Raw genomic sequence first — 12,550 nt, 5'->3', positions numbered from 1 at the left:
ACGCGGCCCGAACCGGGAGAGTGCCGCGGCGGGAGAGGGGGCGTGATGTTCGGTTTGGTCCGCTCCGGGCAGGGGCGCGGCGGTGGCGGCAGCCGGGACCTCCGGGCCGACTTCTTCCGCGGCGTCGCCCTGTGGTTCATCTTCATCAACCACATGCCGGGCAACTGGCTCGGCGACTACACCATCCGCAACTACGCGTTTTGCGACGCCACCGAGGCCTTCGTGCTGCTGGCCGGCTACGGGGCGGGCCTCGCTTACGGCGCCATGCTCGACCGGCAGGGCTGGCTCTTCGCCTCCGCCGCCGTGCTGCGGCGGGTCGGCACGCTCTACATCGCCCATATGTTCCTGTTCGTGGTGTTCACGGCGCAGGTGGGGTACTCCGTCGCCGCGCTCGACAACATGGCCTACCTCGACGAGCTGGCCCTGGACGCCTTCGGCGAGCAGCCCTACCGCGCGCTCCTGGAAGCCCTGCTGCTGCGCTTCCAGCCGGCCTTCCTGGACATCCTGCCCCTCTACATCGTGCTGCTGCTGATGCTCATGCCCGCGCTGGCGCTGCTGAACCGGCCGCGGCTGCTCATCACGGCCTCGCTGGCCATCTACGTCGCCGTACGCCTCGCGGACGTGAACCTGCCCACCTGGAGGGGCGGCGGATGGTTCTTCAACCCTCTGGCGTGGCAGGCGCTGTTCTTCATCGGCTGCGCCCTCGGGTCGTCCCGCCGGGCGGGCGACCCGGCGCCGATCCCGCGCTCGCGCGCCCTGATGGCGGCCTGCGCCGCGCTGCTCGCCATGGGCGCCGTGCTGGTGGTCGCGTGGCAGCGGCCGGAGCCCTTGCCCTACCTGCCGGATTGGGTGGCTTCCTTCCTGTCCGGGGTGGACAAGGCGGGCCTGCACCCGGTGCGCCTCCTCTCCATCCTGGCCCTCGCCTACCTGCTCGGCCATTGGATCGACCGGGACGCCGCCTGGCTCCGAGGCGCCGCCGCCGCGCCCTTCGTGCTCATGGGCCAGCACGGCCTGCCGGTGTTCTGCGCCGGCATCTTCCTGTCCTTCGTCGGCCGCGTCGCCCTGGAGCAGTCGGAGGGGTGGCCCATGCAGGCCGCGGTCAACCTCGCGGGTCTCCTGGCCATGGTGGCCATCGCCGCCGTCGGTGCGTGGTACCGGCAACGATCCGGTGAGGGCGGCCGCAAGCGGGCCGTGGCCGAGAGAACCGCCTTGCCTGCGGCGGCGGCGAACAGGACAATGGCAGAATGAACAGGTTGCGGCGCGCCCTGGCGGTGGTGCTCCCGGCCCTGGCGTTGGCTGCCGCCGGGGTGGCCGGCGCGCGGGCCGAGGACGCCGGCCGCGCCTGCGGCGCCCCGCCCGAACTCCTGGAGGCCGGCGCGCCCCTGCCGGCCACCGCGCGCGCCGTGTCCGGCGGCAGCCTCCGGATCGTCGTGGTCGGCTCCGCTTCCGTGCTGGGGCCGGGCACCAGCGGGCCGGCGGCGGCTTGGCCGGCGCGGCTCGAAAGGCTGCTGTCCGACAAGTACCCGGGCCTCAAGGTGGAGACCGTCGTGCGCGGCGCGCCCGGCCTCACCGCCTCCGACGGCGGCGACATGATCCGGGAGGAGCTGAAGCGCGCCCCGACCCACCTGGTCATCTGGCAGACGGGCGCGGTGGAGACGGCGCGCAACCTCGACCTGGACGAGCTGGCGGCGGCGCTCGATGCGGGCCTCGGCCAGGTGGACGCCGCCGGGGCGGACGCGGCGCTGGTGGACCCGCAATTCTCCCGCGTCCTGCGCGCCAACGCCAACGTCGAGCCCTACTTGGAGGCCATGCGGCTGGCGGCGGCGGCGCACAACGCGCCCTTGGTGCGGCGTTACGACCTGATGCACGCCTGGGCCGAGGCGGAGAAGGTGGACCTGGAGCGCGCCCCGCGCTCGAAGCGCGTCGCGGCCACCGACCGGCTGAACGACTGCCTCGCCCAGGCGGTCGCCGCGGTGCTGGCGAGCGGCGTCGAGGAAGCCAAGCCGCAGACGCAGTGACGGGCGGCCGCCGCGCGGAGCGGGTAATCGCGCCGCGGCGCGCCTTCCGGCGTTCCCGTTCCGGCCGCGCTGCCCCATATGTCCGGCCCCGCCGCGAGAAACACCGATGCAGACCGCATTTTCCCCCGAACAGCTCCGCGACCCCGACACCCGCGAAAGCAACGGCATCCTCCGCACCTGCGTCCATTGCGGATTCTGCACCGCCACCTGCCCGACCTTCGTGCTGCTGGGCGACGAGTTGGACAGCCCGCGCGGGCGCATCTACCTGATGAAAGACATGCTGGAGAGCGGGCGGCCGGCGACGCCGGAGGTGGTCAAGCACATCGACCGCTGCCTGTCCTGCCTGTCCTGCATGACCACCTGCCCCTCGGGCGTCCACTACATGCACCTGGTGGACCACGCCCGCCGCTACATCGAGGAGACCTACGAGCGGCCCTTGCCGGAGCGGATGCTCCGCCGGCTCCTGAGCAAGCTCCTCCCGTACCCGTCGCGGTTCCGCCTCGCCCTGCTGGGCGGGACGCTGGGCCGGCACTTCGCCGGCTTCGTCCCCGGCCGGTCCATGACGGCGCAGCGCCTACGCGCCATGCTGCGCCTCTCGCCCAAGCGCATCCCGCCAGCGGGGAATTCGGCGGTCCCGCAGGTCCACCGGGCCGAGGGCGGCAAGCGGCGCGGGCGCGTGGCGCTGCTCACCGGCTGCGCCCAGCAGGTGCTGGCGCCCTCCATCAACGAGGCCACCATCCGCCTGCTCACCCGCATGGGCGTCGAGGTGGTGGTGACGCGCGAGCAGGGCTGCTGCGGCGCGCTCGACCACCACATGGGCCACCACGGCCCGGCCATGGCGCTCGCCCGCGCCAACATCGAGGCCTGGACGCGCGAGATGGACGGCGAGGACGGGCTGGACGCCGTGGTGATCAACGCGTCCGGCTGCGGCACCACGGTCAAGGACTACGGCCACATGTTCCGCGAGGAGCCGTCGCCCTTGGCCGAGCGCGCGAAGCGCGTCGCTTCCATCGCCATGGACGTGAGCGAGGTGCTGACCCGCTTCGGCTACGAGCCCACGCGCCCGTCGCCGGGGCTGACCGTGGCGTACCAAGCGGCGTGCAGCCTCCAGCACGGGCAGAAGCTGACCGGCGTGCCCAAGGCGCTGCTGCTGAAGGCGGGTTTCGCGGTGAAGGAGCCGCGGGAAGCGCACCTGTGCTGCGGCAGCGCCGGCACCTACAACGTCCTCCAGCCCGAGATCGCCGGGCGGCTCCGCGAGCGCAAGCTGGAGAACATCAACCGGACCGGCGCGGACCTGATCGCCTCCGGCAACATAGGCTGCCTGACCCAGCTCGCCGACGACGCCGGCCTGCCGACGGTCCACAGCGTCGAACTGCTGGACTGGATGGCCGGCGGGCCGGAGCCCGGCGCGGTGGCCGCGGCGCGCGAGCGGCGGCAACGGGCGGCCTCCCGGGCGGCCTGACGGCGCGCCCGCCTCAGCGCCGGGCGACGGCAAGGAAGGTTTCCCGCACCAGGTCGTCCACGACGGGCGGGGGAGCCTCGCCGTTGGCGAGATGAGGCCGCACCGCGGCGGTCGGCGCGTCCGCGAGCACGTACTGGGCGCGCCGCAGCCGGTCCGGGTCGGTGCCGCCGAGGACGTCGCGCGCGAAACGGGCGAACCGCTCCTCCACGGCGGCGGCCTGCGCACGGACGCGCTCCTGGAAGGCCGGCGGCCACTCCGCGCCTTGGAGGAAATCCTCCCTGCGGTGGCCGAGGAGGAGCCGCGCGTCGCCCGGATTGGCGCGGGACCAGGCAGGCACGTGCAAGGCGGCGCCCAGCCAGTCGCCGCGGTCGGCGGCGGCCCGGAAGCCCACCTGGAAAGCGAGCACCAGCGACAGCCAGACCTCCCCGGCGAGCGCGTCGCGGGACGGGAAGCGGTGGTAGAACGAGCCGGTCGGCGCCTTCATCCGGCCGGACACGGCGGCGACCGTGATGGCGCCCGGACCGCCGGTGCGGGCGAGGTCGCGGGCCGCGGCGACGAAATCCTCCGAAGCGAAAACGGCGCGCTGCATTTTGTAGAATGTATCCTCTAGAACGTAGCCTCTAACGGTGACAGATTGGGTGCCGCCCGTTCGAGGGAGGAGAGGCCGATGACAGCATCCGATGCCGACACGCTCCTGCACGCCGCGCGGACCATAGTGGGCCGCGTCCGGTACTGCATGGCCGTGACGGCCGCGGCCGATGGCGGCGCGAACGCCCGCGTCGTCCAGCCTTACCCGCCCGGCGAGGACTGGTCGGTGGCGTTCGTGACCAGCGCCGGCTCGCGCAAGGCCGAAGAGATCCGCCGCTCGGGACGGTTGACGCTCGCCTACCAGCACGACCCGGACGGCGCCTACGTCTCGCTGGTCGGCCGCGCGCGGCTCGACGCCGACCCCGCGTCCAAGGCGCGGCTCTGGGTGCCGGACCTCGACGAGTGGTTCCCGGGCGGGCGGGACGACCCGGACGCGGTGGTGGTGCGCTTCGAGGCGGAGCGGATCGAGTTGTGGAGCTACGCCGGCGGCATCATGCCCGCGCCGCGCGGGCTGCGCGCGGCCGTGGTGCAGCGGGAGAGCGGCGGCGGCGCCTGGAAGGCGGTCCGGGTCTGAGCGGCCGGGGCGGCGCCACGGGGCGGCGCCCCGTGGCGCCGCCCTCGGCCTCACGACGCGACCTCGTCCGCCATCTTGGCGCCGCGCGTGCCCATCGGCTTCTCCGGGCCGGTGGTGGTGTCGCGCGCCGTCTGGTGCTCCATCTCGGCGTCCAGCTCCGCGCCCACCAGGACTACGGTGGAAGAGATCCAGATCCAGGTCATGAAGCCGACCACGGCGCCGAGCGAGCCGTAGGTTTCGTTGTAGTTGCCGAAGTTGGTGACGTAGTACGAGAAGCCGGCGGAGGCGAGCAGCCAGCCCAGGGCCGCCACGGCGCTGCCCCAGCTCACCCAGCGCCACTTCGCCTTGTCGCGGTCCGGGCCGTAGCGGTAGATGCAGGCGAGGAAGAGCGACACCACCACCAGCATCACGGGCCACCGCGCCAAACTCAGCAGCGTTTCCGCCCTGTCGCCGAGGCCCACGAACTTGAGAGCGATCGGCAGCACCACGACCGAGCCCATGGCGAGCAGGATGAACAGGATGCCGGCCACGGTGAAGCTCAGGGTGAGCACGGCGCGGCGCAGGAAGCTTCGCTTCTCGCGTTCGTCGTAGACGACGTTGAGCGCGTCCACCAGCGCCTTCATCGCCTGGTTGGAGCTCCAGAGCGCGGTGAGGATGCCGAAGACCGCGCCGAAGCCGAGCGCCGCGCCGCCTTTGCTGGCGATGCGCTTCACCTGCTCCTCGATGATCTGCATGCCTTCGCCCGGCACCACGCCGGCGATGACGTCCAGGTGGTTGGTGATGGTCGAGGGTTCGGCGAACAGGCCGTAGATCGAAACCATGGCCGCGATCGCCGGGAACAGGGCTAGCAGCGAGTAAAAGGTGATGCCGGCCGCCTCCGTCAGCACCCGGTCCTCCGACACCTGGCTGACGGTGCGCTTCAGGATGTCCCACCAGCCGCGCGCCGGGATTTGGCTCGGCGAGTCGGCGTGCCTGCCGCGGTCGGCGGCACCGGGCGCTGCCGGCGCGGCACGGTCCCTCCGCCGCCCGGCGGCGGCGGCCGAGTCGCCCGTCCGCGCCGCGGGGCGCCTCGCGGCGGAGCCGCCGCGGCCGAAGGCGGACAAGAGCAGGCCGCCGGCGGCCAGGGCCGCGACGGTGAGGGCGTTGGGCTTGGTTTCGGTGGGCATGGCGGTGGGTCCCTTTGGTGCTCCCGCGAGATGGCGCCGCGGCGGCGCAAGGATTCGGAACGGCAACGCGCGAGCCGCCCCCGGGTGCCGGAACGACGTCGCGCCTAGCCGCCGCCCTTCCTCCGCGGGCCGCTGGTCCGTAGTCTCGCCGGCCCGACGCTTCCGACCGAGGACCACCGCTCGCATGCGAGCCACGCGCCGCGGCCTCCTGCCGCTCCTTCCCGCCGCCGCCCTGTGGCGTCCGCTTGGCGCCGCCGCGCAGCCGAGGGGCTGCGCCTGCGACTACCCCGAGCGGCCGATAACCCTGGTGGTGCCCTTCCTGGCCGGCGGCTCCACCGACATCGCGGGCCGCATCCTGGCGGAGCGCATGGCGCCGCAGCTCGGGGCGGCGGCGCGCATCATCGTGGAGAACCGCGCTGGGGCAGGGGGCAGCGTCGGCGCCGAATGGGTGCGGCACCGGACGCCGGACGGGTACACCCTGCTGCTCGGCTCCGCTTCGGCGCTGGCCACCAATCCGGCGGCGCTGCCGGCGCAGACGCCCTACGACCCGGTGGAGGACTTCGCCCAGGTCGCCTTGGTGGGCGGCGGCCCGATGGTGCTGGTGGTGCCGGCTTCGTCCCGCTTCCGCACGGCGGCGGAGCTGTTCGCGGCGGTGAAGGCGGAGCCGGGCCGGTACATGTGGGCCACCTCCGGCGCCGGCGGCATCGGGCACCTGACGGGCGAGTACCTCAAGATCGAGGCCGGCGGGCTGCGGGCGGAGCACGTGCCGTACCGGGGCGGCTCCGCGGTGATGGAGGCGCTGGCCAAGGGCGAGGTGGACTACTCGCTGGAGGTGTTGGCTTCCAGCGCGCCCCATCTGCGCGACGGGCTTTCGCGCGGGCTGGCGGTGAGTTCGCGCGCGCGCCACCCGCTGTTCCCGGACGTCCCGACGCTGGACGAGCTGGGGCTGAAGGGCTTCGAGATCACGACCTGGAACATCCTGGCCGGGCCGCGCGGGCTGCCGCCGGACGTCCTCGGCGCCCTGTCGCGCGCGGTCCAGGCGACGCTGGCCGAGCCGGGGGTGCGGGAACGGCTGGCCGCGGCGGGCGTCGACCCGGCGGAGGCGACCACGACACCGGACGGCACCCGCGCCTTTCTGCGGTCGGAGGTGGCGAAGTTCCGCGGCATCGTGGAGCGCGCCGGGCTCAAGCTCGGCCGGTGACGCCGGCGGAGGGGCCGGGCGGCGGCGCCCGCGCATTTCTCCGGTCGGAAGCGGCGGGGTTCCGCGGTATTGTGGGCGCGCCCGGCGGCGGCCCGGCCGGTGAAGATGGAGAGGACGGCGGTGCGGATGGCGTGGTTCCGGCCCATTCTGGCGGGGGTTTCCGTGGTGGCGCTGGCGGCGGCTCCCGTGGCGGCCCAGGCGCCGGACAGCCCGCCCGCCCGCCCGCCGGGGCAGGGTGGCGCGCCGCCCTCGCCGCACGGCCCGGCGGTCAACACGCCGCCCCCCGGGCCGCGCGGCGCCGAGGCGCGCCGTGCTGAGCTGGACAAGGCGTTCGACGCGCTCCGCACCGCGCCGGACGAAGCGGGCGCGACCCTGGTGGAGGGGCGCATCCGCCAGCTCTGGGCCTCGGCCGCGACGCCCTCCGTGTCGCTGCTGATGAACAGGGGGATGCGGAACATGCAGGCGAACCAGCCCGGCGACGCGCTGGAGGACTTCGACGCGGCGCTCACCTTGGCGCCGGAATTCCCGGAAGCGTGGTTGCTGCGGGCGGAGGCGCATTCGCGCACGGGCGACCCGTTGGCGGCGGCGCGCGACCTCCAGGAGGTCCTGCGGCTGGAGCCGCGGCATTGGATGGCGCTGCTCAGCCTGTCCGCCTTGCAGGACGAGGCGGGCGACGCGGCGGCGGCGCTCCGCAGCGCGGAAGCGGCGCTCGCGATCAACCCGAAGATGCCGGGCGGGGAAAGGCGGCTGCGCGACATCCGGCGCAAGGCCGAAGGGGAGGCGTTGTAGGGGCGGGGGACCGTGCGGGCGCAACGCCCGGATGGCCGTAGGAGGGCGGTGGCGGGCAGGATGGCGCTATCGGACGAAAGCGGGAGGGCGCCGTGCCTGACACCATGATGAGTTTGGAGGCGCCTCGCCTCGACGCGGGTGACGCCGCGCGCTGGGCCGCGGTGCTCGCGCGCGAGGCGTCGCCGGCTTGCGGGCCGTTCCTCTACGCTGTGGCGACGCAGGGGGTGTTCTGCCGGCCGGGCTGCCCGTCGCGGGCGCCGCTCCGGCGCAACACCCGGTTCTACCCGGACGCCATGGCGGCCGAGGCCGACGGGTTCCGCGCCTGCCGCCGTTGCGACCCGAAGGGCGAGCGCGCGGCGCTGCACGCGGACGCGGTGCGGGCGGCCTGCGAGCTGATCGAACGGAGCGAGGCGATGCCCTCGCTGGCCGCGCTCGCGGGGCGGGCGGGCTACGCGCGCCACCACTTCCTCCGGATGTTCCGCGACACCACCGGCGTCACGCCGCGCTCCTTCGCCGAGTCGGTGCGGGCGCGGCGGCTCCAATCTCTATTGGCCGGGGGCGAGCGCGTGGTGGATGCGGTGGCCGGCGCAGGGTACGGCAGCGAGAGCCGCGTGTACGGGGCGCCGGGCCAGGTGCTCGGCATGACGCCGGGCGCGGCGCGGCGGGGCGGCGCGGGCGAGGTGGTCCGCACCGCGTTCGCGGACAGCGCGCTCGGGCCGCTGCTGGTGGGCGCGACGGGGCGCGGCGTGTGCTTCATCGGCTTCGCCGAGGACGCGGAGGCGCTGGAGGGCGACCTGCGGCGGCGCTTCCCGGCGGCGCGGGTCGAGCCGGCCGGGGAGGATTTGGCGGAGGCGGTGCGCGACGTGGTCGGCTTCATCGAGGAGCCGCGGGCGGCGCTGGCCTTGCCGCTCGACCTGCGCGGCACCGCGTTCCAGCGGCGGGTTTGGGAGGCGTTGCAAACGATCCCGTTCGGGGAGACGCGCACCTACGGCGAGGTGGCCGAGTCGATCGGCGCGCCGCGGGCGGTGCGGGCGGTGGCGCGCGCCTGCGCGCAGAACCACGTCTCGCTCGCGGTGCCTTGCCACCGCGTGGTGGGCAAGGACGGCGACCTGACCGGCTACCGCTGGGGCGTGCCGCGCAAGCGGGCGCTGTTGGCCAAGGAGAGGGCGGGGCGGGGCCGGGGCGGATCGCCGTAGGGCGGCGTTGCCGGAAGGGGCTGCGCCAATCGTCGAGCGACGGCCGGGGCGCCCCGACGCGGCAGGCTCGGGCATGGGGGCGCGGCGCCTCATGGCGGGGCGAGGTGCCCGGACCAGACGCGGCGGCCGCCGGCCAAGGCGAACAGGCGGCCGAGCATGGTCAGGGTGCCTGGGGGCGGCACTTCCTCGGGCATCCGCTGCAGCACGCGGCCGATGACGCGGCGGAGCAGCGCGGACAAGTCCGGCTGGTAGAGCGCGAAGGAGTACTGCGGCAGGGCGGTGTGGAGGCCGAGCCGCTCGATTAGGACAATTTCGTGGAGGCCGCGGCGGGCGCGGCGGAGCACCCAGATCGAGCGGCGGACGAGGCGGCAGGTCCAATGCTCCATGGCGCGCAGAACGGCGGGGGCGTCCGGCGCCTTGAGCGCTTCCAGGAGGCGCATCCAGACGCCGTCGTGGGTTCAGCGGCGGAACAGGCGGGACACGGTGTCGGGCTTGCCGTCCTCGGGCGGCAGCTCGCGCCAGGGGCGGTTCCCCAGCGTGTTGCGGAGCATGGTGTCGAGACGGCCGCGCGGGTCGCGGAGCGGGCGGCCGGGGCCGGCATCGCGCGTGACGAAGGCGGCGACGGCGTCCCATTCGGCGTCGGAGAGCGGGGCCCAGGGGCGGCAGGGGTGTAGGGGCTGCGGCGCATGGACGGACGTTCTTGCGACGCAGGAGCATGACACGAGCACATTCGAAAAAGAACAAATTCCCATCAATGAGGGACTCGTGCTCCGCCGGTTCCGACACATCGCCGCTCGCCAGGGTTGACCGTCGCGGCGCCCGGTCCACGATTGCCGTGAGTCGCGCCCCGTCCCGCGTTTCCCGCGTCGGCCGGGGCGAAAAGGCCTGATGCGGAGCATCCTGTTCGTCGGTGGGGAGTGCCGGCCTTGGACTTCGAATTCCTGGTCACGTCGTTCGTCGTCGTCGCTTCGCCCGGCACCGGCGTGCTCTACACGCTGGCGACCGGCCTTTCGCGCGGGTCGCGCGCGAGCGCCGTGGCGGCCTTCGGCTGCACGCTCGGCATCGTCCCGCACATGGCGGCGGCGATCCTGGGGCTGGCGGCGCTGCTGCACACGAGCGCGCTCGCGTTCCATATCCTGAAGTGGCTCGGCGTGGCGTACCTGCTCTACATGGCCTGGGGCGCGCTGCGCGACGGCGGCGCGCTGTCCGTGGAGGGGGAGGCCGGCGCCCGTTCGGCGGCGGCGATCACCACGGAAGCGGTGCTGATCAACATCCTCAACCCGAAGCTGTCCATCTTCTTCCTGGCATTCCTGCCGCAGTTCATCCGCGCGGACGAACCGCACCCGCTCCCGCGCATGTTGGCGTTGAGCGCGGTGTTCATGGCGATGACCTTTGCCGTCTTCGTTTGCTACGGGCTGCTCGCCGCTTCGGTGCGCGACCACGTGGTCTCGCGCCCGCGCGTGGTGGCGTGGATGCGCCGCGCCTTCGCCGGCGCGTTCGGCGCGCTGGGCGCCAAGTTGGCCTTCGCCGAGCGTTGACGGGCGGCATGGCATCGGGAGGAGAGCGGACATGAGCGAGTTGGCGCCCCTGGACCCGTCCGTGCTGCCGCCCGGAATCCGCTCGCGGTTCGTGGACGGGGTGAACGGGTTGCGGATGCACGTCCTCGAAGCGGGCGAGGGCGAAGGGCGGCCGCTGCTGCTCCTGCTGCACGGCTTCCCGGAGCTGGCCTATTCCTGGCGCAAGGTGATGCCGGCGCTGGCGGAGGCGGGGTTCCGCGTCGTGGCGCCGGACCAGCGCGGGTACGGGCGCACCACCGGCTGGAGCGCGGACTACGACGGCGACCTTGCGCCTTTCCGGCCGCTCAACCTGGTGCGGGACGCGCTGGGGCTGGTGCGGGCGCTGGGGCACGAGGCCGTCGCGGGCGTGGTGGGGCACGACTTCGGCTCGCCGGTCGCGGCGTGGTGCGCGCTGGTGCGGCCGGACGTGTTCCGCTCCGTGGCGTTGATGAGCGCGCCCTTCACCGGGCCGCCGGATTTGCCGGAGGGCGCGCCGGCGCGCCCGGCTGGCGAGGACATCCACGCGGCGCTGGCGCGGCTCGACCCGCCGCGGAAGCATTACCAGTGGCACTATTCGACGCGCGGGGCGGACGCCGAGATGCGCGGCGGGCCCGGGGGCGTCCACGGATTCCTGCGGGCCTACTACCACCACAAGAGCGCGGATTGGCCGGGCAACAAGCCCTTCCCGCTGGCGGGGTGGACGGCGGGCGAACTGGCGAAGATGCCGACCTACTACATCATGCGGCTCGACCAGGGGATGGCGGAGACGGTGGCGCCGCACATGCCCTCTGAGGCGGAGATCGCCGCCTGTCGCTGGCTGCCGGAGCGGGAGCTGGCGGTCTACGCGGGGGAGTACGAAAGGACCGGGTTCCAAGGCGGGTTGCAGTGGTACCGCGTGCGGACAGAGGGGCGCTTCGAGGCGGAGGCGCAGGTCTTCGCGGGGCGGCGGATCGAGGTGCCGTCCGTGTTCATCGCGGGGGCGAGTGACTGGGGCGTGTGCCAGGTGCCGGGCGCGGTGGAACGGATGCAGGACCGGGCGTGCTCGCGCATGGCGGGGGTGCATCTGGTGGAGGGCGCGGGGCACTGGGTGCAGCAGGAGCAGCCGGGGGAGGTGGTGCGGTTGCTGCTGGGGTTCTTGCGCGAAACCTAGGCACCGCCCGAAGCGGAGGCGGTCTGAGCCTCGGGCAGCGTCTGCGTCGCCAAAAATGGCCATCGGACGGCTATATTCGCCTCATAAGCACCCATAGCGTGGCGGATGCCAAGAACCGTTTTTCGGAGTTGATCGACCGCGCGTTGGCCGGCGAGGGGGTGACGATCACCCGGCATGGCCGGCCCGTGGTCGAGTTGCGGCCGGTGGAGGCCGGGCCGGGGCCGGTCCGGCAGGAGGACCTCGACTGGCTTCGGGCCCGTGCCGTTGGCCGTGGACCCGTCCCGGCGCGCGCCTATTCTTTGGTGGCCTCGTCCGCGCCCGTGCTGCTCGTGAGCGACTTCGCGGCGGCGGAAATCGCTTCCGCCCTGGCGGGCCGGGTGCGGACGGCGGGGTTGACGGCCGACAAGGCGCGGGAAGCTTTTGCCGACTTCGACGGGTGGACGACGAGGGCCGCGCGGCGCGTCGAAACGACGGCGGCCGGCATGCGGGCGGCGGAAGCGTTCGTGCGCCGGCTGGATCTCGCCTTGCGCGCGCCGGACGCGCTCAACATCGCCATCGCCCAGCGAGAAGGCGCGTGGAGCGGCCCGCATCAAACCGGACATGCGGCTTGGTCGGCTGGCTGCCGGGCGATGGACTCACGCGGCGGGCGCATGCGCGAGCCGGGGCGGGGACGGACGGCGTTGCGCCCCCCGAACCGGGCGGGGGGCCGCTGGCGGACGGGGATGGCGCCCGGCCCGGGGTCCGCGCGGGCGTGGCCGCGCTCCGGGGCTTCGACGAAGGCCTCGCGGACGCCGCCGCTCCCGGGGCCGCGGACCGGCGTGGAGCGCGCGGCGGGGTTCGGCGCGGCGGC

General features: G+C 73.9%; 14 protein-coding genes. 10 read left to right on the top strand and 4 right to left on the bottom strand.

The window, feature by feature from the left end; all coding sequences use genetic code 11:
• Positions 1-45: 45 nt before the first annotated feature.
• From ABD067_RS00295 to glcF, 3 genes are all read left to right on the top strand, one after another.
• The gene (locus ABD067_RS00295) at positions 46-1,248 is read left to right on the top strand and encodes an OpgC family protein (protein WP_343893126.1); all 1,203 of its coding nucleotides are present in this window, start codon (positions 46-48) and stop codon (positions 1,246-1,248) included.
• Positions 1,245-2,018 carry an SGNH/GDSL hydrolase family protein gene (locus ABD067_RS00290; protein WP_343893125.1) on the top strand — a complete coding sequence of 258 codons (774 nt, stop codon included), beginning with the start codon at positions 1,245-1,247 and terminating at the stop codon, positions 2,016-2,018. The genes ABD067_RS00295 and ABD067_RS00290 overlap by 4 nt, the downstream gene beginning before the upstream one ends.
• 106 nt (positions 2,019-2,124) lie before the next feature.
• Positions 2,125-3,480, top strand: coding sequence for a glycolate oxidase subunit GlcF (gene glcF / locus ABD067_RS00285; protein ID WP_343893124.1), 1,356 nt, complete (start codon positions 2,125-2,127; stop codon positions 3,478-3,480).
• A 13-nt stretch (positions 3,481-3,493) separates the two neighbouring features.
• Here the strand turns inward: glcF and ABD067_RS00280 are convergent, their stop codons facing one another.
• Positions 3,494-4,069 carry a TetR/AcrR family transcriptional regulator gene (locus tag ABD067_RS00280; RefSeq protein WP_343893123.1) on the bottom strand — a complete coding sequence of 192 codons (576 nt, stop codon included), beginning with the start codon at positions 4,067-4,069 and terminating at the stop codon, positions 3,494-3,496.
• 78 nt (positions 4,070-4,147) lie between these two features.
• Between ABD067_RS00280 and ABD067_RS00275 the strand changes: the two genes are divergently transcribed.
• A complete protein-coding gene (locus tag ABD067_RS00275; RefSeq protein WP_343893122.1) occupies positions 4,148-4,642 on the top strand; it encodes a pyridoxamine 5'-phosphate oxidase family protein in 495 nt (164 codons plus the stop codon).
• Between the two features lie 50 nt (positions 4,643-4,692).
• Here ABD067_RS00275 and ABD067_RS00270 read toward each other — a convergent pair whose 3' ends face one another.
• Positions 4,693-5,808 carry a YihY/virulence factor BrkB family protein gene (locus ABD067_RS00270; protein ID WP_343893121.1) on the bottom strand — a complete coding sequence of 372 codons (1,116 nt, stop codon included), beginning with the start codon at positions 5,806-5,808 and terminating at the stop codon, positions 4,693-4,695.
• A 184-nt stretch (positions 5,809-5,992) separates the two neighbouring features.
• On the opposite strand from ABD067_RS00270, the gene ABD067_RS00265 reads away from it, so the two are divergent.
• From ABD067_RS00265 to ada, 3 genes are all read left to right on the top strand, one after another.
• The gene (locus ABD067_RS00265; protein ID WP_343893119.1) at positions 5,993-7,009 is read left to right on the top strand and encodes a Bug family tripartite tricarboxylate transporter substrate binding protein; all 1,017 of its coding nucleotides are present in this window, start codon (positions 5,993-5,995) and stop codon (positions 7,007-7,009) included.
• A gap of 105 nt (positions 7,010-7,114) precedes the next feature.
• Positions 7,115-7,798, top strand: a complete 684-nt coding sequence (locus tag ABD067_RS00260) for a tetratricopeptide repeat protein (protein ID WP_343893214.1) — start codon at positions 7,115-7,117, stop codon at positions 7,796-7,798.
• A gap of 92 nt (positions 7,799-7,890) precedes the next feature.
• On the top strand, positions 7,891-8,994 hold the full coding sequence (gene ada, locus ABD067_RS00255) for a bifunctional DNA-binding transcriptional regulator/O6-methylguanine-DNA methyltransferase Ada (protein WP_343893118.1): 1,104 nt from the start codon (positions 7,891-7,893) through the stop codon (positions 8,992-8,994).
• 89 nt (positions 8,995-9,083) lie between these two features.
• Here ada and ABD067_RS00250 read toward each other — a convergent pair whose 3' ends face one another.
• Both ABD067_RS00250 and ABD067_RS00245 read right to left on the bottom strand, forming a co-directional pair.
• Complete coding sequence (locus tag ABD067_RS00250) at positions 9,084-9,434, bottom strand: hypothetical protein (protein WP_343893117.1); 351 nt, start codon at positions 9,432-9,434, stop codon at positions 9,084-9,086.
• An 18-nt stretch (positions 9,435-9,452) separates the two neighbouring features.
• Positions 9,453-9,716 (bottom strand): hypothetical protein, encoded by a 264-nt coding sequence (locus ABD067_RS00245; RefSeq protein WP_343893116.1) that lies wholly within the window; start codon positions 9,714-9,716, stop codon positions 9,453-9,455.
• A gap of 204 nt (positions 9,717-9,920) precedes the next feature.
• On the opposite strand from ABD067_RS00245, the gene ABD067_RS00240 reads away from it, so the two are divergent.
• The 3 genes from ABD067_RS00240 to ABD067_RS00230 form a co-directional block, all read left to right on the top strand.
• Complete coding sequence (locus tag ABD067_RS00240; RefSeq protein WP_343893115.1) at positions 9,921-10,532, top strand: LysE family translocator; 612 nt, start codon at positions 9,921-9,923, stop codon at positions 10,530-10,532.
• A 31-nt stretch (positions 10,533-10,563) separates the two neighbouring features.
• Entirely contained in the window at positions 10,564-11,700 is a 1,137-nt protein-coding gene (locus tag ABD067_RS00235) for an alpha/beta hydrolase (protein ID WP_343893114.1), read from the top strand.
• 98 nt (positions 11,701-11,798) lie between these two features.
• Positions 11,799-12,550: type II toxin-antitoxin system prevent-host-death family antitoxin (locus ABD067_RS00230; protein ID WP_343893113.1), on the top strand; the 752-nt coding region annotated here is incomplete at its 3' end.

This window comes from Craurococcus roseus (assembly GCF_039523795.1).
Classification (GTDB): Bacteria; Pseudomonadota; Alphaproteobacteria; order Acetobacterales; family Acetobacteraceae; genus Craurococcus; species Craurococcus roseus.
This window is presented reverse-complemented; position numbering and strand designations above follow the sequence as displayed.